The following is a 26,741-nucleotide window of genomic DNA, read 5'->3' on the forward strand; positions in this document are numbered from 1 at the left end:
AGAGACTTATGGCAAATCGAACCATTGGAATTCTGGGATTAGGGATTTTTGGACAGAGTGTCTTAAAAACCCTGCAGGACCAGGATGTGGATATCATTGCAATTGACGATCATGAAGATGTGATCAACCAGTATGAACCTATGATTACAACTGGGATTGTTGGAGACATTACGGAAATGGACCTCTTGGATGCGGCAGATATTGGGAACTGTGACACAGTCGTCATTGCGACGGGAGAAAACTTGGAATCAAGTGTCCTGGCGGTCATGCACTGTAAGGCACTTGGCGTCGAGCACGTCATTGCCAAGGTCAAGAATGAAGTGACCAAGGAAGTCCTTGAGAAGATTGGAGCTGATTTGGTCATCCTACCAGAGGTAGAAGCGGGGATGTCTCTAGCTAAGATGATCCTCTTCCAACACGGGATTGAAGTCTTCCAGTTGGATGAAGCAGTGGTGGTGGCTGAGTTTACGGTTCCAGCTAGCTGGGTAGGAAAAAGCCTTCAGGACTTGGCTGTCAGAGAGGAGTACCATCTCAATATTATCGGCTATCGAGATGCGGAAGACCAACCGCTTCATATTCAGATTGGTCCCGACTTTATCTGGCCTGAAGGGGTGCGCGTGATGGCAGTGACAGACAACCAATATTTAGATAGAATCCAAGATTTGTTAGACTAATAGTGTAATGGAAACGGCCCAAAGGTCGTTTTTTTCTTCTCTAGGTTAACTCTTCTTTAAGTATTGATTGCTAAAGTAAGAGAAACAAAAATACTTCCATTGTGGGAATAGAAGGATGAAAGATGATATTTTTTAACAGAATACGACCCAAACAGCCCTTAAAAGAACTCAAATGGTTTGATATTGGTATTGTGACAGCCATTCTTTTTGGGCAATTCATTATCCGCTCGACCCAGCTGTTTTTAGCCAGTTTTCAGCCAGTCGCGCAGACTGCAGTAGCCACAAACAGTAGCAATACTGCAAGTGAAGGAGCTGCTTATTCGAGCAATATGACCTTGCAGTTGATCTTACTGGCTCTAGCTCTTCTTTACTTGCTGCTTCGTCGCTTTGATTTTAAACAATTGCCGATCCGCTTTAAGTGGTCCACCTTGATCTGGGTGCCCCTGCTCTTTGCAGCGATGGGACTTTTTGGGGATGTGATTTCAACAGTCTCGGGTGAATACAATTACCTAAGTCCGAGTCTTTGGCCCTATATCGATCCCATGCAGATCCTCCATAAGTTCATGGCTCTGAGTCCCATGGCAATTGCTTATGGTTTGCTCAATGGATTTTATGAAGAATTTTTCTTTTTGGGCTTAATGACTTCGGTAAGTGAGAAGAACAAATGGAAGGCGCTGGCCTTTTCAACCCTGATCCGTTTTTCTTTCCACACCTATCAGGGGCTTCTCTGGGCCCTTGTGATTGGCGTCATTTATGGACTCTTTTATTACTTCATGTACAAGAAGGTCGTCAAGAATCTCTTGCCATTTTTCCTCATGCATGCCTTGGCAGATATGTTTGGCTCGAGTCTTATGTATCTCTTGATCAATTGGGGAAGTTGATCTTATAAAATTTTAGGAAAGGCTCTGTCAAGTGTTGACAGGCCTTTTTTTGAGTGCTATAGTAAAATCGTAAGCGCTTACCTAGTGAAGCGAAGCAGATGAAAAGAGGGCGAGTCAGATGCCCTATAAAAAGAGGAGGACAGACAAATGGCAGGACCAGTCATAGAGGGAGAAAACTACCGAATCTCCGTATTAACGGAATCTTTGGTGCGCTTGGAATATTCAGAGGATGGTGTTTTTGAGGATGGTCAGACGCAAGTTGTGCAAAACCGTGATTTTGGACCTGTTGCCTGTGAGGTCGTAGAGACAGAAGAGGTCCTCGATCTTCATACGGAGCATCTCCACCTTCATTTTGAAAAGGGACCTTTTACATCGGATAGGCTTTTTATCGAGCTCAAGGGTCAGTATGCAGTCTATGGTAGCCGGTGGCACTATGGAGATCAGCCTGAGACCTTGAAAGGGACCAGTCGGACGCTTGACGAGGTCGATGGAACTATGGAGTTGGAAGATGGGATCTTGAGCAAGGCCGGTTATGCTCTTTTGGACGATTCCGGTTCCTACTTGTATGATGTCGAAAGCGGATTTAGAGCACGGTCCTATCCAGAAGTGGATCTGTATTTCTTCGGTTATGGGCGCGATTATCTAGGGGCCTTGAAAGATTTTTACCATCTGACGGGACACCCCCCCCTCTTGCCACGTTATGCTCTGGGAAACTGGTGGAGTCGGTATTGGCCTTATACCAGTCAGGAGTACACAGATTTAATGGATCGTTTCAAAGCTGAAGGGGTACCTTTGGCTGTCAGTGTGATCGATATGGACTGGCACAAGACAGCAATTCCTGCTCGCTTTGGAAGTGGTTGGACGGGCTATAGTTGGAACCGGGACTTGATTCCTGATCCAGCTGCCTTCTTACATGGTCTTCATGAGCGTGGTTTAAAGGTGACCTTAAATGTCCATCCAGCAGATGGCATTCGCGCCTTCGAAGATGCTTACCCTATGGTCGCAAAACGCTTGGGATTAGATGTGGAAAAAGAAGAAGCGGCTAGCTTTGACTTTTACAGTCCAGCCTTTCGCGAAGCTTATTTCGAAGATGTCCACCATCCCTTAGAAAATCAAGGAGTCAACTTTTGGTGGATTGATTGGCAACAGGGAAGTCATGGCAAGATGGATCCCCTTTGGTTGTTAAATCACTATCATTATCTAGACAATTGCCGAACAGGCCAAGCTGGTCTCATCTTATCGCGTTATGGGGGTCCTGGCAGCCACCGGTATCCGATCGGTTTTTCAGGGGATACCATTGTGACTTGGGAATCCCTAGCCTTTCAACCCTATTTTACCAGCACAGCTTCAAATATCGGTTATACGTGGTGGAGTCACGATATTGGTGGCCATATGCGGGGTTACTATGATGAAGACTTGGCTCTTCGCTGGTTGCAATTTGGGGTCTTTAGCCCGATCAATCGTCTCCATAGTTCTTGTAATGCCTTTAACAGCAAGGAACCGTGGTTTTACTCGTCTGAGACCTGTCGCTGGATGAAGCAGTATTTGCGCCTGCGTCACAGCTTACTGCCTTATCTTTACACCATGAATGTAGCGACGCATGAAGAAGGACTGCCTTTGGTTCAGCCCCTCTATTACCATTACCCAAACGAAGAAGAGGCTTATGAGGCTAAAAATCAATATTTCTTTGGTAGTGAACTCATGGTGGCCCCAATTACCGAATCGCTGGATCCGGTCTTTCATAGTGCTTCTGTGAGTGTTTGGTTCCCAGACGGAATATGGTATGATTTCTTCCATGATTGGAAATATGAAGGAAAAGGCAAGCTCATGGTCTTTAGGACCAGCCAGGATATTCCAGTCTTTGCGCGTGCAGGAGCCATCATCCCTATGGATGCACAACCGCAGACAGGAGTGGACCTTCCAGAAATGCTGGACTGGCATCTTTTCCCAGGTGACAATCGTTCCTTCGTACTCGTTGAAGGAGAAGGAGATAACAGGGTTGAAACCCGCCTAACTGTCAATTGGGATGAAAGAAAGATTAGGCTGGATGTAACAGGTGATCGAACGCTGCTTCCTGAAAAGAGACAGCACCATTTCTTCCTCCATACCTTTGAGACAGCCCCTATCTTAGTGGACAATCACAGTCAGGAGATTGCGATGGGTGAGCTGCAATCGCGTCCTACCGCAAAAGAAGAACGGATGTTTGAGCTCTTGAAATCTGCCAACCTGGCCTACGATAGAAAGAATGAATTATTTGCGGCTTGTTCAACAGCCAAGGATTGGAAACAGTTGATGAAGATCATCACGCCTTTAGAGGAAGGTTTGCGTCAACGTCTCTTTGAAGTGATTTATTCCAGTGAAGAGAATGAAGACTTGTAAATTCTTGCAATTTCACCCCTATTTTTGTATGATGAAAGTGATTTCACAATCATAAAGGAGAAGAAAAAAATGGAACAAAAATGGTGGCATAATGCCGTGATTTACCAAGTTTATCCAAAGAGTTTCAAGGATAGTAATGGCGATGGCATCGGGGATCTCAAGGGGATCACGAGCAAGCTAGACTACTTGGAAAAATTAGGGATTACAGCGATCTGGCTCTCACCAGTCTACAAGAGTCCCATGGATGATAACGGCTATGACATCTCGGATTACGAGGATATTGCCTCCATCTTTGGTAGCATGGAAGATATGGAAGAATTGATCGCAGAAGGCCATAAACGCAAGATCAAAATCATTATGGACTTGGTAGTCAACCATACCTCTGATGAGCATGCTTGGTTTATCGAAGCACGTGAAAATCCAGATAGTCCAAAGCGGGATTTCTATATTTGGCGCGATGAGCCCAATGGCATTATTTCTGCTTTTAGTGGCTCTGCTTGGGAATTGGATGAAGCATCAGGCCAATACTACCTGCATAACTTCAGTAAGAAGCAACCAGACCTCAACTGGGAAAACGAGGAGCTTCGTCATCAGATCTATGACATGATGAATTTCTGGATTGACAAGGGAATTGGTGGCTTCCGTATGGATGTCATCGATATGATCGGTAAGATCCCAGATCAGGAAATCATCAGCAATGGCCCCATGCTCCATCCTTATTTGAAGGAAATGAATCAAGCTACCTTTGGCGATAAGGATCTGCTCACAGTGGGAGAAACTTGGGGGGCGACTCCAGAGATTGCTAAGCAATATTCCAATCCAAAAAATAAAGAATTATCCATGGTTTTCCAATTTGAACACATTGGTCTTCAATACCAACCGGGTCAACCAAAATGGCACTACGCTAAGGAATTGGATGTGCCAAAATTGAAAGAAATTTTCACCAAGTGGCAGACGGAATTAGGAAAAGACGAAGGCTGGAATTCCCTCTTTTGGAACAACCACGATCTCCCACGGATTGTGTCAACTTGGGGGGATGATGGTGACTACCGTGTTAAATCTGCCAAGGCTTTGGCGATTCTGCTTCACTTGATGAAGGGAACTCCGTATATCTATCAAGGGGAAGAAATTGGGATGACCAATTATCCATTTAAGACCCTCGAGGATGTAGAAGATATCGAGTCAATCAACTATGCCCATGAAGCCTTAGAAAAAGGAGTGCCACTCGAAGTGATCATGGATCAGATCCGCCATATTGGTCGGGACAATGCGCGGACACCGATGCAGTGGAATGATGAAGCAGAAGCTGGCTTTACGACAGGTCAACCATGGCTTGCGGTCAACCCAAACTACAAAGAGATCAATGTTGGGGCTGCCCTAGCAGATCCGGACTCCATTTTCTATACCTACCAAGCTCTGGTGGCCTTGAGAAAAGAGCATCCTTGGCTTGTGACGGCTGATTATGAATTGGTGGACGCAGTAGACAAGGTTTTTGCTTACAAGCGGGTAGAAGGAGACCAAGCCTATTTGGTTGTTGTCAATCTTTCAAGCCAAGAGCAAGACTTACCGCTTGTCAATGGGGTTGAAGAGGTTCTCATTGCCAATACCAAGGTGGAGCAAGTCCTCGAATCGGGCAAGTTAGCCCCTTGGGATGCCTTCTGTGTCAAATTAGCCTAATGAAGCAAATGAAAAATTAAGGAACGAACCTCCTTATAAAAGCAGGTCTTTCTCAATAGAGAAGGCCTGTTTTGCTTTTTAGGGGTTGTTCTTCTAGCAGAATCCGCTCAAAAATGGTTCGGTAATGCATGGGCTATAGGAAATATTTATAAGCAGTCCTAGTTTTTGCTTTTGATCTCTGGTCCCAAGGCCTATTAAATCCGTGTTATAGTTTTTACCTATATCAAAATTCGTGTAAAAGCAATTATACAAGATGGCTATCTTCTGATATGATAGTGTCAATTAGAATTTTTGGAGGACACAACATGTCAACTACAATTATCGGTTTCCCACGTTTGGGTGAATTCCGTGAATTAAAATTTACAACTGAAAAATACTTTAGAAAAGAAATCTCAGCAGACGAGCTCTTGGCAGCTGCCAAAGACTTGCGTGCAAAACACTGGAACATTGTCAAAGAGCAAGGCATCTCAGAGATTCCTTCAAATGACTTCTCACATTACGACAATTTTCTTGATGCAGCCTTCCTTTTCAACGTCGTGCCTGCATCTGTTCAAAACTTGGATTTGACAGACCTTGAACAATACTTTGCTTTGGCGCGTGGTTATCAAGGTGAAAAAGGGGATGTGCGTGCCCTTCCAATGAAAAAATGGTTCAACACGAACTACCATTACATTGTTCCTAAATTTGAAAAAACAACAGAAGTGAAATTGGCTGGTCACAAGATTTTTGATGAGTACCAAGAAGCTAAAGAATTGGGAATCAACACTCGTCCAGTAGTCGTTGGACCCTTCACATTCCTTCAATTATCTGACTTTGAAGATGGTGTGAAAGCGGAAGACTTCGTCGACAGCCTGGTTGCTGCTTACCAAGAAGTCTTTGCAAAATTGGCAGAGCTTGGTGCGACTCGTATCCAACTCGATGAGCCAGCTCTTGTCAAAGATTTGTCAGCTGAAGAAAAAGCCCTCTTCTTGAACCTCTACAACAAACTCTTGGCGGACAAGAAAGGCCTTGAAGTCTTGATTCAAACCTACTTTGGTGATGTTCGTGATGTCTACGCTGACCTTGTGAACTTGCCAGTAGATGGTATTGGTCTTGACTTTGTTGAAGGGAAGAAAACACTTGAATTGGTGAAAGGTGGCTTCCCAGCTGATAAGACCCTTTATGCTGGTATTGTCAATGGGAAAAACATCTGGCGCAACAACTATGAAAAGAGCTTAGAAATCTTGGATCAAGTTCCAGCTGAAAAGGTTGTCTTGACTACTTCTTGCTCCCTTCTTCATGTGCCATTTACAACTGCTAATGAAGATTTTGAACCAGCTATTTTGGACCACTTCGCCTTTGCGGTTGAAAAATTGGGTGAATTGCGTGACTTGGATGCCATCCGCAATGGTCAAGGTGCAGAAGCTCTTGCTGCTAACAAAGAACTCTTCGCAACCGAACGTGTCGGAGCAAATGCTGAACTTCATGCTCGTATCGCAGCGTTGACAGAAGCAGACTACACTCGTTTGCCAGCTTTCGCAGAACGGGAAGAAATCCAAAAAGAATCCTTCAAGCTTCCAGCGCTTCCAACAACTACCATTGGTTCATTCCCTCAAACCAAGGAAGTACGTGCTAAACGTTTGGCCTTCCGTAAAGGTGAATTGACTCAAGAAGAATATGATGCCTTCCTTGCTGAAACAATTGATGAATGGATCAAATGGCAAGAAGAAGTTGGATTTGATGTGCTTGTACACGGTGAATTTGAACGGAACGACATGGTTGAGTACTTCGGTCAAAACTTGTCAGGTTACCTCTTCTCTAAAAACGGTTGGGTACAATCATACGGTATGCGTGGGGTAAAACCACCAATTATCTGGGGTGATGTCACTCGTCTCAACCCAATCACTGTGAAATGGTCTAGCTACGCACAAAGTCGTACGGATAAACCTGTTAAAGGGATGTTGACTGGACCTGTTACTATTCTTAACTGGTCATTCCCACGTGAAGATATCTCTATCAAGGATTCTACTCTTCAAATCGCTCTTGCCATTAAGGATGAAGTTCTTGACCTTGAAGCTGCAGGCGTGAAAATCATCCAAATCGACGAGGCTGCTCTTCGTGAAAAATTACCACTCCGTCGTAGCGACTGGTATGAAGACTATCTTGATTGGGCGATTCCAGCCTTCCGCTTGGTACACTCAACTGTAGCGCCAGATACACAAATCCACACGCACATGTGTTACTCAGAATTTACAGATATCATCCCAGCTATCGACAACTTGGATGCGGACGTTATCTCATTTGAAGCTAGCCGTTCAAACCTTGAAATCTTGGATGAGTTGAAAGCCAAAAACTTCCAAACAGAAGTTGGACCTGGGGTTTACGATATCCACTCACCACGTGTCCCACAAGACGGTGAAATCGATCACACTATTGAAGCAATCTTGGCAAAAGTACCAAGTGGCAAAGTTTGGATCAACCCTGACTGTGGTTTGAAGACTCGTGGAATTAAAGAAACAAAAGAAAGCTTGATCAAACTCGTTAATGCTGCTAAAGAAGCGCGTGAACACTTGTAAGAACTGTTTCGAGGACCTTCTATCATTGTGTAGAGGGTTTTCGAATCGTTCCCTTATCCTAGAAATAGTGGCTCAGAGTTCTTGATCAACGAAACAAAAGAAAAGGATAGAATATGTCACAACACACACCGTCTCTGTCATTTGAAGTTTTTCCTCCAAATCCTGAAGTAGGCAATGCCAAACTCTTACGTGCCTTGGCAAATATGCAGGAGCTAGCTCCTCACTTTATTAGTGTGACCGCTAGCAATAATAAATACAATATCAAAGAGACGACGGTTGCTTTAGCCAATTATATTCAAAATGAATTGTCTATTCCGACAATTGCTCACTTACCAGCCGTCTATTTGAGCAAGGAAAAAGTGGCCGATACTCTTCATGAGTTAGATGAAGTAGGGGTTCATCGGATTTTGGCTCTGCGTGGGGATATTATCCCGGGTGTGGAACCTTTAAAAGACTTTCGTTATGCAACGGATCTGATTGAATTTATCAAAACAGAAGCGCCCCATTTTGAGGTAATTGGTGCCTGCTATCCTGAGGGACATCCGGATTCGCCCAACCAAATTTCAGATATTCAAAATCTTAAAAAGAAGGTAGATGCAGGGTGCTCTAGCTTGGTCACTCAACTTTTCTTTGACAATGAGCGTTTCTATGATTTTCAAGATAAGTGTACCTTGGCTGGGATCAATGTTCCTATTCATGCAGGAGTGATGCCGATTCTCAATCGCAATCAGGCCCTTCGTCTCCTTAAGACTTGTGAAAATGTTCATATCCCACGGAAGTTTAAAGCCATTCTGGACAAGTATGAGCATGATCCAAAGTCTCTTCGCGCAGCTGGCTTGGCTTATGCAGTCGATCAAATCGTTGATTTGGTTACTCAAGATGTGGCAGGTGTCCATCTTTACACCATGAACAATGAAGATGTCGCTTACCACGTCTACCAAGCAACAAAGGCGTTATTTGCTCATCAACCGAATTTTGAAGGGAATTAATCAACACTTTTAGTAGGAAGTGTAGAGATTGAGAAAGAATCGTTCTCAGTCTCTTTTTATTTGGATAAATTACTTGCTAAAAGCCAACTTTTTTTTTATAGTATTAATATGAAGTTTTTGGAGGCGCTTGCAATGAAGAAAGATCTCACGTTAAAGTTATTTGGACCCCCTAAGGTTGTTTTCAATCAGAAAGATATTCGATTTTCTTTCTCGAAGATGGAGGCCTTGCTTTATTACTTGGCAGTCATGGGGCAAGTTAACCGTGATGAAATAGCCGGTATCCTTTGGGGAGATAAGGAAAACCAAGTGGCTCGCAAAAACTTACGGAATACGGTTTACCAAGCCAATAAAATCTTTGAAGGAGATATCATTGTCTCACCAAGCCGAAGCAGTTTGGCTCTTAATCCTGAGTTGAGTCTTTCTTTGGATGTTCAGCTCTTTGAAAGAGACCCAATAAGTGCCTTGGATCTCTATCGGGGAGACTTTCTAGAGGGCTTCTATGTTAAGGATGATGAAGACTTTGATCAGTGGGCTTCTCGCAAACGAGATGCTTATAGGAAGCTCTATGTCGAAAGTTGCTATCAAAAAATTGAGCAGGTCGGTTTTGGAGACTCTAGTATAGAACTCTTGCTCCATCATTTGGTAGAGCTGGATGAATTTGAAGAGAAAAACTACCAGCTCTTGATGGAATATTATAGCTTTCATCATCAGCTAGGAAAATTTTTTGAGACCTATTATAAGCTAGTCGATTTATTGGATCGCGAGCTCAGTGTGCGTCCCAGTCGAGCGATTGAGGAACTTTATCACTCGGTTTTGGAAGCCAAACGAACTCATAAACTGAGTCATCGCTTAAATATCCATGAACTTCCCTTTTTTGGTCGGAAACAAGAACTCTCACAACTCGAGGAATACCTCTCTTTAGTCGAGACGGGTGAAGCGGTTGGTCCTTTTCTCGTGATGGGGCAATCTGGAACAGGCAAGAAACGTCTCTTGCGGCAGTTGGTCTTGATGTCCAATCGCAGTTTTAATTTTATCAAGGTGGAGGGAAAAGCTACTAGTCAGCGCTACGAAGGAAGCAGCTGGAATGATCTCAGACAAGCGCTAGAGAAACTGGGGGATGAGATGGGGATTTCCCTTCTGGAAGAGGAGGATGATCTCATTTCGGTATGGAATCAGCTTCAGGGCCTTAGCAAAGAAAAACCGCTCCTGATCCTGCTTGAAAACGCCCAGTGGATTGATGCAGTGTCTCTAGAAAAAGTGAAACAACTAGAGGAAAGAAGAAACCAGGAGAAATGGCAACTAATTTTTACAGCTGAAGAGCCTCTGCCAGCTTCCTTCGTCAACTTCTTGGGGAGCTTAAAGGTAGAGAAACGCTTGTCTCAACTAGAGTTGACCAATTTTGATCCAAGTGAAAGTCGTGCTCTCTTGAAAGGGGAACTGGGGGCAATAGAGCCGGCAGTGATGGAGCAGATGGTCGAATGGAGTGAAGGTAGTCCGTTCTTGCTGTCCAGCTATATCGAAGAGTGGAAAGAAAATGAAAATTTAGAACCCTTACCTGATATCATTCAAGCCTATCTTTCTCAGGAACTTGGGGATATGAGCAGTGAGGAAGAGGCTCTTCTACACTACCTATCTTGTTTTCATAAGCCAATTTCTCTGTCTATCTTGGCAGAATTGACAGCTACAGAGCTTCCTGTTTTGACAGAATTAATCGAGCCTTTATCTGAAAGAGCGATCGTTTCAATCGTAGAAGAAGGAGAGGCTCTCATGGTTCAATTTTGCAAGCAATTGGTAGCCATGTACTTTTACCATCTCCTCTCGCCAGCTAGACGGCGACTCTTCCACCAACAAATTGCGCAAAAATTGGAAGAAAGCTTAGAAGATGCGACGGACCTTCTTCTTTATAAGGAAATTGCCTACCAATACAAGCAATCCGAAAATCTTTTGCGTTCCATATCTTTTGAGTTGACCTACTTAGAAGAAATCCTTCAGCTGGAGCATGAGCTGTTTCCGATTTATTCCAAGGCAGATGAGGGATTTCTATCAGATGGTACAAATATTCATTTGGACATTTTTGGAGAGCTATCCCGTATACGCCAAGAATTAGATAACCTCTTTTCAAGGCACCAAAGAGATAGAGAATACAAGCATTTACAACTGCGTTACTTGTACCTAGAAGGTCGCTATTTTATTCGAAGTGGGGAGTATCAAAAGGGGATTCATGATATCCAAAAAGTCATCTCCTATGCGCGGGAACTCAAGCAATCCGACTTCCTCTTAGAGGGTTATCGGCAAATCATTTATTATTGCATTCAAACGGAAAATATCTCTGAGATGGCCTATTATACAGATTTGGCTTTGGAAGATGCCATCCAAGCTAATAATCATGAGGTCATTGCGATCCAGTTGCGTTTGAAGGGCTTGTATCACCTGATGGTTGGGGATGAGGAGCAGGCGACCCGGCATCTGTATCGCTCCATTGATTGCTTTAGTTTGACCAATAGCATGCAGGCCAAGTATGCCATTCAAATTGCAGCTTCTTTGGCCTACCTCGCTGAAATCGAGCAAGTGAGAGGGCATTTCCAAGTAGCGGTCACCCACTTAGAAGAGGTTCTGCGTTTGGTGGGAGATCAAGCTGTTGATTCTGTCCGTGTCGTCTTTGATATTGATCTTGGGATCGCCTATTATTGGAAGGGAGATTTGATTCAAGCTCGCCGCTGTTTTGACAGAGCTCAGAAGATTTTGTCCAGTGTTCGCTTCCCTTGGAAGGAAGAATTGCTCGAATTTTATCAATCCTTGATCGCCTGTCAGCAAGGAGATCAAGAAAAGGTTGCGGATTATCTGGCTCGAAAAGAAAGGACGATGAATCCATCTGCCAATTCACGGGATAAGGGGATGGTTCATTATCTATTGGCTTTCTTATCTAATCAAAAGGAGAAGGGAGAAGAGCTCGATCCTGCCCTGAGGACCTTCTTGAAAGAAGATAAGAATTACTACAAGAAGGTGGCAGAACAACACTTGAATCCTTACAGAGATCGTCAGTTTCTTAAGAAATTAAAAGACCTGTAGTGTCTCTTATCTAAATCATAAGTGAAGGATAAGAGGCCATGCCTCCTTTCAGGCAAAGATCATTGTGCTGAAAATGAAAAAAGCATAGAAATACCCAAGCAATGAGTGTTTCTATGCTTTTTACGTGTGTAGAAATCTTCTTAGTTCAGTTTTTGTTGCGCCAATATTTGGGTCAAGTAAAAGATAAAGGTCGCAGCAAGGTTTGAAGTATGGTTGTCAATGTCATGAGGAGGAGAAACTTCCACGACATCAAATCCGATTAGCTTACCACTAGCAGCAATGTGTTGGAGAAGCAGGAGGGCTAGTTTAGGATCGACACCAAGTGATTGGATGGCGCTAACACCAGGAGCAGAGCCGACCGCAAAGCAATCCATATCAATAGACAGATAGATCGCGGTTTGGTTTTCTAAAAATTGATCGATTCGATCCAGAATGGCTTGGTGGCTCATCTGGAAGAGATCTTGGCCAGTTAAAAAATCAATGCTTGGTGTTTTAGCAACGTAATTAAAGAGGAAGAGGTTATTATTGTGCTCTTGGATCCCCAGGATGAGGTAAGGGAAGTCCTGCCCTTTTTCTTTAGCATGATCAGCCATTTGACGAAAACCTGTTCCAGAATTGGGACCGGTTTGGTCGTAAGGTCGCAAATCAAAGTGGGCATCCAGATTGATCACAGCCAGTTGTTCATCTTTTTCTAAACTGGATTGAATCCCTAGATAGTGGCCGTAAGCAGTTCCGTGACCGCCTCCTAGGACAATGGGTTGGATCCCTAATTGGTACATGCGCTGGATCGCTTGTGAGAGGCTTTCTTGGAGTTCTTCTAGTGAATGGTTAGGCCCGTCAATATTTCCCACATCATACACTGTCACATTGGTTCCCCAGTGCCATGGAAGTTTAGCGATTTGAGAACGGATGGCTGTAGGACCCTCGACTGCTCCTACACGCCCATTATTGATATAGACTCCTTTGTCGCTCTTAAAGCCGATGATCCCAAAGGTCATACCCTCAAATGGAGTGAGGGTCTCGTCGTTTAGGTCTAAAAATTTGGTGACCATTCCCCATTTGGCCGTGTAGGGATTGTCCTCGATGCTACCTTGGTAGTAGCTGTAGGTCATTGGATAGTAGTTTGTGAGCAAGCTTGTCGCCTCCCTTATTTTTCTGAAAGCAGGCAGAGGCTGAGAAGATCGCCAGCCTCTGTTTTGCTTTATTCTTACTGTATCAGTATTGAATGCTTAAGTCAACTGCTTTTTCGATGGTTGCTAAGAATTCTTCGCTTTCGACAACAGCAGATGCTTTATTAAGTTCTTCAAAGATTTCGATATCTTTGTCAAATTCAATGAAGTTCAGTTTTTGACGAATCAGCTCATAAGCTGGTTTTGTACCTTTACCAAGTTCATGATTTTCTGGCTTGAGATCCAAGGCTTGGCAAGCTGCCATGATTTCAGTAGCAACGATGCGACGTGAGTTTTTAAGAATTTCTGCTGCTTTACGAGCGGCAGTCGTTCCCATGCTGACGAAATCTTCTTGGTTTTCACAAGATGGAATAGAATCGACACTAGCAGGGTGAGCCAAAATTTTATTTTCCGATGCAAGGGATGCACAAGCATACTGGGTAATCATGAAGCCTGAGTTGAGTCCAGGGTGTTTGACCAAGAAGGATGGTAATTTACTGAGTTGGCTGTTGACCAAGCGTTCCACCCGACGTTCAGATACGTTCCCAATTTCAGAAAGGGCAATGCCTAAGAAGTCAAATGGTTGCGCCATTGGTTCACCGTGGAAGTTCCCGCCGGAGATGACGTGTCCTTCTTTGGTAATGATTGGGTTATCTGTGACAGAGTTGATTTCGATTTCAACTTTTTCTTTTACGTAAGCAATAGAATCCTTGCTGGCTCCATGTATTTGAGGGATACAGCGAAGTGTATAAGGATCTTGTACCCGTTGTTGAGTCGCAACAGTGGTATTCTTGCTTCCTTCAAGAAGGTTACGGATGTTGCGAGCAGTTGCCAATTGTCCACTTTGTGGGCGGATGGAATGAAGGTCTTCTTCGAATGGACTGGTAATTCCATTGTGAACTTCCATTGAGAGAGCACCAGCGATATCAGAGAGTTTGAGCAATTGGATACCATCATAAGTCGCAAGAGCACCGATACCGGTTAGGACAGTCGTACCATTGATCAAGGCAAGCCCTTCTTTGGCAGCCAATTGGATCTTTTCAATTCCAGCACGATCTAAGGCTTCTTGACCACTGAGAAGTTCTCCTTTGTAGTAGGCGCGTCCAAGACCCAACATTGGTAAAACCATATGAGCAAGTGGTGCTAAGTCTCCAGAAGCTCCGAGAGAGCCTTTTTCAGGGATATAAGGAGTGACTCCTTTGTTGAGCAATTCTAACAGTTTTTCAACAGTTGACAGACGAATGCCAGAATAACCTTTCAAGAGTGAGTTGATACGGATCAGCATGATGGCACGAACGGCATCTTCAGGAAGTGGATCACCGAAGCCAGATGAGTGAGTTCGGATCAGGTTTTCTTGCAGTTGAACAGTATCTTCTGGAGAGATGCTGACATTACAGAGGGAACCAAAGCCAGTGGTTACACCATAGACGACTCGTTTTTCCCGGACAATGTCATCAACGATTTTACGGGATGCGATAACGGCTTCTTTGGCTTGTTCATCAAGCTCACATTGGGCACCGTGCCGAGCTACAGCGATGACTTCTTCGAGTGTTAAGCTATTACCATCTAAATGAATCAATTGAGTCATATAAAACCTCCGATTATGAATAGTTGTTCTGTGGAAGTAGTGTTGTTTACTTCGGTTTGAATACCAAACATGGGCCCATTGTCTATTGATCTAAAAAAATTGAAAGGAGTCATAGAGAAAAGGGCTCAGGTTTGACATTCGTGGAGTCCTAGATGGGTTAGGGAGCAAAACCGAGCTTCACTCCCGTCTCTGTTCCCATCTAGTGTGTAAAGAAAATTAGTGAGGAAGGGTTTTCGATTTATGTAGTTTATCGCCGTGGAAAACAAAGTAGAGTCCACTTGCGATCACGAGACCGATGGCACCCCAAACAAAGTTCATTAGGTTGTCCCCTGCAATCATCAAGATACTGATCACAACAGCTAGAACTGGGATAACAGGACCAAATGGTACTCGGAAGGTAACCTTTTTGTCTGGGTACATTTTTCTGAGTTTGATGGCTGCCAAAGCAGTTGGAATGTATTGGAAGAAACGGAAGACAACACTGAAGGTTGCTAATGTTTCGAAAGAGCCAGATAACAAGAGTAAGAAGGCGAAGATACCAGAAATGATAATGGCAATGACAGGGGCATTCTTAGAGTTTGTTTTTCCAAGCCCTTCTGGCAAGAGTTTTTCAGTTGCTAATGCGGCACCAAAACGAGGGACCATGATGGATTCACCGATGTTTAGACCGGCGATTGAAATGAGGGCTCCGTAAGAAACGAGTGGAGCTCCGATAGGGCCAATCATTTCGACAAATGCGTCTTGTACTGGTGCACCAGTTTGCATAATGCGACCACCAAGCATGGCGATTGTTCCTGCGATGATCAACATGTAGAGAACAGATACAATACTGATAGAACCTAGAATAGCGCGGGGAACGTTCTTTTCAGGGTTGCGCATTTCCCCTGCAACGATAGACATGGTTTCAAATCCGATGAAACCGTAGAAGATGTAGACGGCTGTACTAGAAATAGAACTGAAGAGGTTTGTTCCACTTTCCAATTGAAGGAAAGGTGTGAAGTTGCCCTTGCTCACGCCACCGGGAATGAAGAAGATGGCAAAGAGTGAGAAGAGGACAATTGGAATTAATTTTGCAACAGTAGCTGTCAGAGTAAACATCTTAGAGGTTTTCAGACCGGCAATGTTCATCAGACTCAAGAGAATCAGCATACCGATACTGATCGGAAGGTTGTAGCCTTCAAATGCTGGGAAGGTGATGATGAAGATCTTAGCAAATCCGGCTAACATGGCAGCCCAAGCGATAACAGTAACGGCCCAACCGAGAATCCCAACGTTAAAGCCAACGAAGTCTCCGAAAGCGGCTTTTGAGTATTGCATGGCTCCACCGTTTTTGTCGAAGTAGCCAGCTGTTTCAGCCAGACAGGCTGATAGTAGCATGACGAGAATGGCAACCCCGAACATGACAGCTAGAGAAGCTGGTCCGAGGCCAGAATAAATTTTTTGAGGAAGGAGGAAGATACCAGATCCGATTACGGCGTTGATACCGTAAAGAGTGGCACCGCTAAAGCTGAATTTCGCTTTTTCTTGTTCCTCAATCGACTGTTTATGTGCTCCGTTCATAATGTTTCTCCTTTGTGAACATTATTGTAGTCCAGTCCAGATAGCAATCGGTTGCTCCCCAGACTGATGGGGTAAAAACGTGATTGTCATCTCTTGAAGAGGAGATGCTTGTTCGATCACCAGGAGCTCGTGAGTTTGGAGGGTTTGAGAATGATTGTTTCCCCATTCGAGTGTTAGTGGACAGAGAGCGTAGATCAATTGATAGCGACTCTGACTTTTGACACTCTCTTTTGGGGATATAGCACTCATATGCCCCTGATAAGAAGGTTTGTAAATCAAATTAAAGTCTTGACAAGTCCCTTGGCTAGATACAGGATCTCCCCCATCAAAGAAGTAGCTTTGAAAGGGGTTCAAAACCACTTCTTTATGGTGATGGGTGAGCCTAATGGAGGCATTCAAGGGCATCAAGATTCGGTGGTAGCCCGTGAGATCGGTAAAGTTACTTTTTTCAACCTCTACCGTTGCAGTAGAGAGGCGGAAGTCAAAGGTCCGATCTGGATAGCTTCCTCCCTCTGGGGAGAGAAAGAGTTGGGTGGTTTGGCCACCGGACCAGGTAGAAATTTGATAATCTGCGGGGGTAAGATGAAGGAGAGTCACCATAGGACGCCTTCTTTCTTAAAAGAGACCAGTGATATTGCCGTGGGCATCGATATCAATCTTTTCACTGGCAGGAACTTTAGGTAGGCCAGGCATGGTCATAATGGTACCAGTGAGAGCTACGATGAAGCCAGCTCCGGCAGCCACCTTAAGGTTACTGATTTTAACAGTGAAGTCTTTTGGTGCTCCCATCTTCTTCGCATCGTCTGAGAAGGAGTATTGGGTTTTGGCCATACAGATTGGGTAGTTCGAGAAGCCCAGAGCTTCCAATTCTTTGAGTTCGCGTTTGGCCGCTGGTGTTAAGCTGATGCCTTTACCACCATAGACTTTTGTGACGATCTTGGTCAATTTTGTTTCAATGCTGTCTTCTTCGTCATAGACATAAGAGAAGTGGTTTTCTTCTTGAGCCAGTTGAATGACTTTTTCAGCCAAGTCACGGCCACCAGCTCCACCATGTGCCCAGACATCTGAGATGACCACATCTACATGGCGTTTCTTACAAGATTCATAGACAGCTTCTAGTTCAGCCTCTGTATCCAGTGGGAATTTGTTGATGGCAACGACCACAGGTAGACCATAGACTTCTTGGATGTTGGCCAAGTGTTTGTCTAGATTTGGTAGACCATCGATAACGGCTTGGACATTTTCAGTTGCCAAGTCTGCCTTGGCAACTCCACCATGCATCTTGAGAGCACGGATGGTTGCGACGAGGACAACGGCAGCAGGTTTGAGCCCGGCCATGCGGCACTTGATGTCAATGAATTTTTCAGCACCGAGGTCTGCTCCAAAACCAGCTTCTGTCACGACATAGTCTGCATATTTGAGGGCTAATTTAGTAGCCAGCACACTGTTACAGCCGTGGGCGATATTAGCAAATGGTCCGCCGTGGATGATGGCAGGAGTATGCTCCAAGGTTTGCACCAAATTTGGATGGATGGCATCTTTGAGGACAGCTGCCATGGCCCCTCCAGCCTTGAGATCTTTGGCTGTGACCGGTTGTCCTTGGTAGTTGTACCCAATAATGATGCGATCAAGACGTTCTTTGAGATCAAGGATATTTTCTGAGAGACAGAGAATGGCCATGATTTCAGAAGCCACTGTGATGTCAAAGCCATCTTCACGAGGAACCCCGTTTGTTTTTCCTTGAAGGCCATCGACAATATGACGGAGTTGACGGTCGTTCATATCGACCACCCGTTTCCAGGTAATGCGACGAGAATCGATACCCAACTCATTGCCGTGATGGATATGGTTGTCAATCAAGGCTGCAAGGAGGTTGTTGGCAATCCCAATGGCATGGAAGTCTCCGGTAAAGTGAAGGTTGATATCTTCCATTGGAACCACTTGGGCGTACCCGCCACCGGCAGCTCCACCCTTGATCCCAAAAACAGGGCCAAGAGAAGGTTCGCGCAGGGCAATGACGGCTTTTTCACCAATAGCTGAAAGAGCATCGACCAAGCCAACAGAGGTGGTTGTCTTTCCTTCTCCAGCAGGTGTAGGAGAGATGGCTGTCACAAGGATCAGCTTTCCATCTTCCTTATCCTTGAGTTGTTCCAGTTGGTTGCTATCAATTTTTGCCTTGTATTTTCCGTAGAGCGAAATATCGTCTTCGGTCAATCCAAGTTCAGCAGCAATATCGGTGATGGGCTTCATTTGGACAGAATTGGCAATTTCAATATCCGATAAAACCATAGAATCCCTTCTTTCTTTATTTTTATTTGCTAGGTTTAAGATAGACTTTCTAAAATGGTTTGGTAAATATTGTCTGCAAGATCAGAACCGGTTTGGAGAAGTTTGAGTCCCTTACCGTGGTATTCTTGAACGAAATCTTGGTCCTTGATTCCTGAAATGTTGATCAAGACATTGAGCCAAGCCCCTTGAAGGCCAGCTTTAAGATTCAGAGCAGCTACCCCTAGGTCACTAGCCGCATTGGTGTTGGACTTGCCAACAGCTTCTTTGGTGGTTTCAAGAGCTTCAACGATGAGCTCCATCATAGAGAAAGGAGATACTGTCGCATGTTTCAAAGCTTTTTGCATGGCTTCACGACGAGCAGCTTTCTCTTCTTCCGTTTCTTTTGGAAGATCAAAGACAGCTGATACGATGTTGAAAGCTTCTGTATCTTTATCGATGGCTTCTAGTAATTGGTCTTGGAGTTGAGCGCTTTTTTCATGAACCCCTTTGATGTGGTCTTCAAATTCTGCGTATTTTTTCTTTCCAATGGTCAGTTCACAGACCATTTTTGTAAGGGAAATCCCATTCGCAGCAGATAGAGCAGCAGCAGAACCACCACCTGGAGCTGGAGCATCTGAACCAAGAACTTTGGCAAACTCCGTAATACTTAAGTCAACTAGTTTCATAGAACTCCCTTTCTAACCCAACAAGTGATTTTCCAAGACTTGTTTGCTGTAGTCAAAGTCTTCTAATTGTAAGTAGTATTCAGCAGAGTCGATCAAAGCCTTAGCAGGAGCCAGTCCAATGAGTTCTGTTCCGATGATGCGAACACCGTAACGTTGTGCTTCGAAACGAACGGTTTCCACAACACGATACAATGGGAATTGTTCCAAGTTGACCATGTTGATGGAGACTTGGGCAATGTTGCGATCTTCTAGCATGACGCCGATCGCTTTACAGTACTTGTATCCACCGCTTGATCCACGAATGATTTTAGAAATCTTATTGGCAATCTCTAGGTCGTCTGTGTCAAGGTTGATATTGAAAGCAACGAGTGGCATACGGACACCGACAGCTGTAACCCCTGCAGTTGGGTGAATCTTGCGTTCACCGTAGTCTGGCTTCCAGTCTTCTTCCAATAATTTTTCTGGCATTCCTTCAAATTGTCCTTTACGCACTTTTGCCAAGTTCTTCCGTTCTGGACGAGTTGCGGCATCTTCATAAAGGAAGATTGGAATACCCAACTCACGATTGATGCGTTCGGCCACTTTATTAGCGATCTCAACGCATTCAGCTGTAGTGATATCTTTAACCGGAACGAATGGACAAACGTCTGTTGCCCCCATACGAGGGTGTTCTCCTTCGTGCTTGGTCATATCGATGTTTTCAGAAGCGTATTTCACCAATTGGAAAGCCACTTCTTGAATGCTTTCTTCATCCCCAACGAGTGTAAAGACGCTACGGTTGTGGCTGGCATCAGACGAGTAGTCCAGCAGCGTAACACCTGGAATACTTTTTGCTGTGGCTGCTAATCCGTCGATCACAGCTTGATTGCGTCCTTCAGAGAAGTTTGGAATACACTCAACAATTTTTGCCATATGATTACCTCTTTTTATAGGAGAAGTTGGGGAGGAGGAGTCTTTGCATTTCCTCCCCTTTCTCAGTTTTTATTTTTTGATGTTAAAACAATTTTTGAACGGCTTCTTTGACCAAATCTTCATCTGCCAGATAAGGAATGGTGATGTGGTCTGTTCCTGCATGGAGACGGTTGTACTCGATCGCTGTTTCAATGGCATGGTTATTCCGTGCCCAGTTCCGACGAGCAACCCCACCCATAGTGTCCCAGGCAATGGCAGACTTGATGATTTCATCGATCCGGTGGCTACCGTCTAGGACGAGACCAAATCCACCGTTGATAGCTTTACCGATACCAGTACCACCACCGTTGTGGAGAGCGACGAGACTCATACCGCGAGCAGCGTTACCAGCGTAACATTGAACCGCCATGTCACAAGTGACGTTCGAACCATCTTTGATGTTTGATGTTTCACGGAATGGAGCATCTGTACCAGATACGTCGTGGTGGTCACGTCCGATCATGACTGGTCCAATCTTACCTTGGCGAATGAGTTCGTTGAATTTCAAAGCAATGTTGACACGGCCCATACAATCTTGATAGAGGATACGTGCTTGTGTACCAACCACCAATTGGTTCTTTTCAGCATCGCGGATCCAGTTGTAATTGTCGCGGTCTTGGTAGCGACGAGTTGGATCGATCGCTTCCATAGCTGCATGGTCGGTTGCAATCAAGTCTTCATGTTTACCGCTGAGGCAGACCCAACGGAATGGACCATAACCATAGTCAAAGAGCATAGGTCCCATGATATCTTCTACATAAGATGGCCAAATGAAGCCGTCTTTGTCATCCAAGCCATTCTTAGAAATTTCCTTGATGCCTGAGTCGTAAACAGATTTCATGAAGGCATTACCGTAGTCGAAGAAGTAAGTACCTTTAGCTGTCAAGGCTTTGATCACTGCAAAGTGACGAGCCAAGGTTTCATCGACCAAGCGATGGAAGGTTTCTTTGTCTTCTGCCAGCAAACGTGTCCGTTCTTCAAAGCTGATGCCAACTGGGCAATAGCCACCATCATAGACGTTGTGGCAAGAGGTTTGGTCAGACAAGAGATGAACGTGAACTTGATGTTCATTGACATATTCGAGCAAATCTACGATATTACCATGGTAGGCAATCGAAGTTGATTCACCAGCTTCAAGGGCTGCTTGAGCCAATTTCACAGCTTCTTCGGCACTATCTGTCACTTGGCTAATCCAGCCTTGAGAGTGACGGGTTTCGATCCGAGAGCGGTCCACTTCTGCAACGATGGCAACCGCTTTTGCGATTTCAGCTGCTTTCCCTTGAGCTCCGCTCATTCCACCGAGACCAGATGAAATAAAGAGTTTACCTGTCAGGTCGCCGTCATCAGGCACACCGAGTTTAAGACGACCAGCATTGAGAAGGGTGTTGAAAGTACCGTGAACGATCCCTTGAGGACCGATGTACATCCAGCCACCAGCCGTCATCTGACCGTAGTTGGTTACTCCCATTTCTTCAGCGATTTCCCAGTCGCGCATATTGTCATATTCACCAATCAAAAGACCGTTAGTAATGACGACACGAGGAGCTTCTGGTTTCGATTTGAAGAGGCCTAGAGGGTGACCCGATTCAACCACCAAGGTTTGGTCTTCTGTCATGACTTCCAAGTATTTCTTGATCAAGTTGTATTGCATCCAGTTGGTACAGACAGATCCTGTTTCTCCATAAGTGACCAATTCATATGGATAAAGAGCAATTTCAAAGCTCAAGTTGTTGTCAATCATGACCTGCATAGCCTTAGCAGCTGTGCATTTTCCTTTGTACTCATCAATTGGTTTTCCATAGATGCGATCTTTTGGACGGAAGCGATAGCCATAGATCCGACCACGCGTTTTTAGTTCTTCCAGAAATTCTGGGATCAACTCTTGGTGGAATTTTTTAGGAATGTAACGCAAAGCATTTTTAAGGGCAATTTCAGTCTGAGCTTGCGTTAAGCGGAAGCCTCTATCAGGTGCACGACGGATGCCTTCTTGAAAAGTCGCCTTTTCAGGTAGGACATCAAAGTCAAGTTTGACAGACATAGCAGCTGCAATTTCTTTCTCGTCTATAAATGACATAGCAGAACCCTCCTTATAGTTGGACTGTGAATTTATATTTTCTTTATTGTATCGAAGAAACGTCAATAAAGAGTCAAAAAAAAATATAATTTTTAATAAAGCAAAAAAAAATGAGGGAAAAACTTTTTGACTTTTTTTTGACGCTTTTCCTGTAGAATTGTAAAATGAATAACAATGGAAATAGAAAGGAATGTTTCATATGTCTGCTGATATCCTATTAACCCACTTTAACCAATTGTTTTGTCCGAATGATCTAGGCCATCCTCTCTATGGAAAAGAGATGGCAGAAGCGCAAATCCTTTCCGATGCTTATATTGCTTTTAAAGATGGAAAGATTCTTGCAGTTGGGACAGGTCAACCAGATCCAGAACTGATCGATGATCATACGGAAGTCAAATCCTGTGAAGGAAAAGTTGCGACTCCGGGCCTGATTGACTGCCATACCCACCTGGTCTATGGAGGCAGTCGGGAACATGAATTTGCGAAAAAATTAGCGGGTGTTTCTTACTTAGACATCCTCGCCCAAGGCGGTGGAATTTTGAGCACGGTTCGGGCGACACGGGAAGCTTCTTTTGACAATCTCTATGACAAGTCCAAACGACTGTTGGATTACATGTTGCGTCATGGGGTGACTACTGTTGAAGCCAAGAGTGGTTATGGTTTGGATTGGGAAACGGAAAAACGCCAGTTGGATGTAGTAGCTGCCTTGGACCGTGACCATGAAATTGATCTGGTATCAACCTTTATGGCAGCCCATGCGATCCCAACAGAGTACAAGGGCCGTTCCCAAGAATATTTAGATCTCATTGTGGAACAAATGCTTCCCAAAGTGAAGGAAGAAAAACTAGCTGAGTTCTGTGATATTTTCTGTGAAAAAGGTGTCTTTACAGCAGATGAATCTCGCTATCTTCTTTCAAAAGCTAAGGAGATGGGCTTCAAGCTGCGGATCCATGCCGATGAAATCGAATCCATTGGTGGCGTGGATGTGGCGGCCGAATTGGAATCTACTAGTGCAGAACACTTGATGGTGATTACCGATGAAGGCATTCAAAAATTAGCTGCAGCAAAAGTGATTGGAAATCTTTTGCCAGCTACAACCTTCAGCCTCATGGAAGATACCTATGCACCGGCTCGTAAGATGTTGGACGCTGGCATGGCCATCACCCTGACAACAGATAGCAACCCAGGGTCTTGTCCAACAGCCAATCTCCAGTTTGCCATGCATCTGGGTTGCTTCATGATGCGCCTAACTCCAGTAGAAATTCTCAATGCGGTGACCATCAATGCGGCCTATTCAGTTGATCGTGCTAAAACAATCGGCTCTTTCGATGTTGGCAAACAGGCCGACATCACGATTTACGATGCACCTAATCTAGATTATCTCTTCTATTTCTTTGCGACAAATCTCGTGACAGATGTCTACAAGAAAGGTCAAAAAGTCATTTAACCTCCTCCATTTCATTTGGGACTTTGCTCGTTTGCAAAAATCAGCAAAGTCTTTTTTTAAAACCTATCCCTGTAGGGAATGGAACCACTTTAGTGGGAAATTAAAATTTGACGTTCAAAGAATATTTTTCTTACTTTCTAATGTACAAAAAGGGAAATTCTTGATAGAATAGAAGTAATATTGAATATTTTCTTCAATATCATCTGTTTGACTGGAAAACAGATTGTTTAAATTATTAATAAAATGAACAGGTTGTTCAACTGACCTGTCTAGAAATTGTGAGGAGACAAGATGACTGTCGATTATAACAGCAAAGCTTACTTGGATAAAGTAGACGCTTGGTGGCGTGCAGCCAACTACATTTCAGCTGCTCAAATGTACTTGAAAGATAACCCATTGTTGAAGCGCGAAGTCGTTGAAAATGACTTGAAAGCTCACCCAATCGGACACTGGGGAACTGTACCAGGGCAAAACTTTATCTATGCTCACTTGAACCGTGCCATCAACAAATACGACTTGGATATGTTCTACATTGAAGGACCAGGTCACGGTGGACAAGTAATGGTATCAAACTCATACTTAGATGGTTCTTATACTGAATTGAATCCAAATATCCCACAAAATGAAGAAGGCTTCAAACACTTGTGTAAGATCTTCTCATTCCCAGGAGGGATCGCTTCTCACGCGGCGCCTGAAACACCAGGATCTATCCACGAAGGTGGAGAACTTGGTTATGCCCTTTCTCACGCTGCAGGTGCTGTATTGGATAATCCAGATGTGATTGCTGCCACAGTTATCGGTGACGGTGAAGGTGAAACAGGTCCATTGATGGCTGGTTGGTTGTCAAATACCTTCTTGAACCCAGTCAACGATGGGGCGATCCTTCCAATCTTCTACCTCAATGGTGGGAAGATCCACAACCCAACGATCTTCGAACGCAAAACAGACGAAGAATTGGCCCTCTTCTTTGAAGGTCTTGGTTGGAAACCAATCTTTGCGAATGTCACTGCAATTTCAGAAGACCATGAAGCTGCCCACGCTTTGTTCGCTGAAAAATTGGACGAAGCAATTGAAGAAATCAAGAAAGTCCAAGCAGAAGCTCGTAAAGGTTCTGCTGAAGAAGCAACTCAACCAGTATACCCTGTCTTGATTGCTCGTATTCCTAAAGGTTGGACTGGTCCAAAAGCATGGGAAGGAACACCAATCGAGGGTGGATTCCGTGCTCACCAAGTGCCAATCCCAGTAGATGCTCACCACATGGAGCATGTCGATGCCCTTCTTTCATGGTTGGAATCTTACCATCCAGCTGAATTGTTCGACGAAACTGGTAAACTAGTTCCTGAAATTGCGGAAATTGCACCAAAAGGTGACCGTCGCATGGCGATGAACCCAATCACAAATGCTGGTGTGATCAAACCAATGAACACAGCTGATTGGAAGAAACATGCCCTTCAAATCAACACACCAGGTGAAATCATGGCTCAAGACATGATCGAATTTGGTAAGTATGCGGCAGACTTGGTAGATGCGAACCCAGATAACTTCCGTATCTTCGGTCCAGACGAAACCAAATCAAACCGTCTTCAAGAAGTCTTCACTCGTACAAGCCGTCAATGGTTAGGACGTATGAAACCTGACTACGATGAAGCCTTGAGCCCAGCTGGACGTGTCATTGACTCTCAATTGTCAGAGCACCAAGCAGAAGGTATGCTTGAAGGATATGTCTTGACAGGTCGTCATGGATTCTTCGCTTCTTACGAATCCTTCCTTCGTGTCGTGGATTCTATGATTACTCAACACTTCAAATGGTTGCGTAAGTCTAAGACACATACAACATGGCGTAAAAACTACCCAGCCTTGAACTTGATTGCAACTTCAACGGTCTTCCAACAAGACCACAATGGTTACACTCACCAAGATCCAGGTATCTTGACTCACTTGGCAGAAAAAACTCCTGAATATATCCGCGAGTACTTGCCAGCAGATACCAATAGCTTGCTTGCAGTGATGGATGAAGCCTTCAAGGGAGAAGATGTGATCAACTTGATCGTTTCTTCTAAACACCCACGTCCTCAATTCTACTCAGCAGCTGAAGCAGAAGAATTGGTTCGTGAAGGATACAAGGTGATCGATTGGGCTTCAACTGTTTCAGCAGATGAAGAACCAGATCTTGTTATTGCAGCTGCAGGTACAGAGCCAAACTTAGAAGCTCTTGCAGCCATCACAATCTTGCACAAAGCCTTCCCAGAATTGAAGATCCGCTTTGTTAACGTTGTAGACATCTTGAAATTGCGTCACCCATCAGTCGACGCGCGTGGACTTTCAGATGAAGAGTTCGACAAGGTCTTCACCGCTGACAAACCTGTGATCTTTGCCTTCCATGGTTACGAAGGCATGATCCGTGACATCTTCTTCAACCGTCACAACCACAACTTGCGTGTGCATGGTTACCGTGAAAACGGAGATATCACAACACCATTCGATATGCGTGTCATGTCTGAGTTGGATCGCTTCCACTTGGCACAAGATGCTGCTAATGCAGCTCTTGGAGCAGAAGCAGCTGAATTTGCAGCTCAAATGGATGAAACAGTAGCCTTCCACAACGCCTATATCCGTGAAAATGGAGATGACATTCCAGAAGTTCAAAACTGGAAATGGGAAAACGTGAATAAATAATAGAAAGAGCCGGAGCAATCCGGCTTTTCAGATTTAAGACAAAGTCATATTAAAAACTTTCCTTAGGTGAGTACGGACGTCAGCGAACTTCTTCGAAG

At 44.3% G+C, this 26,741-nt stretch carries 17 protein-coding genes; 9 read left to right on the forward strand and 8 right to left on the reverse strand.

What is annotated here, in order from left to right:
* Positions 1–8: 8 nt before the first annotated feature.
* The 7 genes from ADG03_RS08585 (at position 9) to ADG03_RS08615 (ending at position 12,224) form a co-directional block, all read left to right on the forward strand.
* Positions 9–674, forward strand: a complete 666-nt coding sequence (locus ADG03_RS08585) for a potassium channel family protein (RefSeq protein WP_049471856.1) — start codon at positions 9–11, stop codon at positions 672–674.
* A gap of 122 nt (positions 675–796) precedes the next feature.
* The gene (locus ADG03_RS08590) at positions 797–1,555 is read left to right on the forward strand and encodes a CPBP family intramembrane glutamic endopeptidase (RefSeq protein ID WP_049471855.1); all 759 of its coding nucleotides are present in this window, start codon (positions 797–799) and stop codon (positions 1,553–1,555) included.
* A gap of 147 nt (positions 1,556–1,702) precedes the next feature.
* Positions 1,703–3,934, forward strand: a complete 2,232-nt coding sequence (locus ADG03_RS08595) for a glycoside hydrolase family 31 protein (protein WP_049471854.1) — start codon at positions 1,703–1,705, stop codon at positions 3,932–3,934.
* Between the two features lie 69 nt (positions 3,935–4,003).
* Entirely contained in the window at positions 4,004–5,611 is a 1,608-nt protein-coding gene (locus ADG03_RS08600) for an alpha-glucosidase (protein WP_049471853.1), read from the forward strand.
* Positions 5,612–5,916: 305 nt separating this feature from the next.
* The gene (metE, locus tag ADG03_RS08605) at positions 5,917–8,166 is read left to right on the forward strand and encodes a 5-methyltetrahydropteroyltriglutamate--homocysteine S-methyltransferase (RefSeq protein ID WP_049471852.1); all 2,250 of its coding nucleotides are present in this window, start codon (positions 5,917–5,919) and stop codon (positions 8,164–8,166) included.
* Positions 8,167–8,279: 113 nt separating this feature from the next.
* On the forward strand, positions 8,280–9,155 hold the full coding sequence (gene metF / locus ADG03_RS08610) for a methylenetetrahydrofolate reductase [NAD(P)H] (RefSeq protein ID WP_049471851.1): 876 nt from the start codon (positions 8,280–8,282) through the stop codon (positions 9,153–9,155).
* Positions 9,156–9,287: 132 nt separating this feature from the next.
* A complete protein-coding gene (locus tag ADG03_RS08615; RefSeq protein WP_049471850.1) occupies positions 9,288–12,224 on the forward strand; it encodes an ATP-binding protein in 2,937 nt (978 codons plus the stop codon).
* Positions 12,225–12,364: 140 nt separating this feature from the next.
* Here the strand turns inward: ADG03_RS08615 and hutG are convergent, their stop codons facing one another.
* From hutG to ADG03_RS08655, 8 genes are all read right to left on the reverse strand, one after another.
* Positions 12,365–13,357 carry a formimidoylglutamase gene (gene hutG, locus ADG03_RS08620; protein ID WP_024054987.1) on the reverse strand — a complete coding sequence of 331 codons (993 nt, stop codon included), beginning with the start codon at positions 13,355–13,357 and terminating at the stop codon, positions 12,365–12,367.
* An 82-nt stretch (positions 13,358–13,439) separates the two neighbouring features.
* The gene (gene hutH / locus ADG03_RS08625) at positions 13,440–14,981 is read right to left on the reverse strand and encodes a histidine ammonia-lyase (RefSeq protein WP_003008651.1); all 1,542 of its coding nucleotides are present in this window, start codon (positions 14,979–14,981) and stop codon (positions 13,440–13,442) included.
* A 216-nt stretch (positions 14,982–15,197) separates the two neighbouring features.
* Positions 15,198–16,541 carry an APC family permease gene (locus tag ADG03_RS08630; protein ID WP_049471849.1) on the reverse strand — a complete coding sequence of 448 codons (1,344 nt, stop codon included), beginning with the start codon at positions 16,539–16,541 and terminating at the stop codon, positions 15,198–15,200.
* A 21-nt stretch (positions 16,542–16,562) separates the two neighbouring features.
* Positions 16,563–17,141, reverse strand: a complete 579-nt coding sequence (locus ADG03_RS08635) for a HutD/Ves family protein (protein ID WP_003008647.1) — start codon at positions 17,139–17,141, stop codon at positions 16,563–16,565.
* Positions 17,142–17,156: 15 nt separating this feature from the next.
* Positions 17,157–18,830, reverse strand: a complete 1,674-nt coding sequence (locus ADG03_RS08640) for a formate--tetrahydrofolate ligase (protein WP_045759826.1) — start codon at positions 18,828–18,830, stop codon at positions 17,157–17,159.
* A gap of 35 nt (positions 18,831–18,865) precedes the next feature.
* Entirely contained in the window at positions 18,866–19,495 is a 630-nt protein-coding gene (locus ADG03_RS08645; RefSeq protein ID WP_049471848.1) for a cyclodeaminase/cyclohydrolase family protein, read from the reverse strand.
* Between the two features lie 12 nt (positions 19,496–19,507).
* Positions 19,508–20,407 (reverse strand): glutamate formimidoyltransferase, encoded by a 900-nt coding sequence (gene ftcD, locus ADG03_RS08650; RefSeq protein WP_003008641.1) that lies wholly within the window; start codon positions 20,405–20,407, stop codon positions 19,508–19,510.
* 82 nt (positions 20,408–20,489) lie between these two features.
* Entirely contained in the window at positions 20,490–22,520 is a 2,031-nt protein-coding gene (locus tag ADG03_RS08655) for a urocanate hydratase (RefSeq protein ID WP_049471847.1), read from the reverse strand.
* A gap of 199 nt (positions 22,521–22,719) precedes the next feature.
* On the opposite strand from ADG03_RS08655, the gene hutI reads away from it, so the two are divergent.
* Positions 22,720–23,967, forward strand: a complete 1,248-nt coding sequence (gene hutI, locus ADG03_RS08660; protein ID WP_049471846.1) for an imidazolonepropionase — start codon at positions 22,720–22,722, stop codon at positions 23,965–23,967.
* A gap of 291 nt (positions 23,968–24,258) precedes the next feature.
* Entirely contained in the window at positions 24,259–26,643 is a 2,385-nt protein-coding gene (locus tag ADG03_RS08665; protein ID WP_049471845.1) for a phosphoketolase family protein, read from the forward strand.
* Positions 26,644–26,741 lie beyond the last annotated feature (98 nt).

This window comes from Streptococcus parasanguinis, assembly GCF_001069785.1.
Taxonomy (GTDB): Bacteria; Bacillota; Bacilli; order Lactobacillales; family Streptococcaceae; genus Streptococcus; species Streptococcus parasanguinis_T.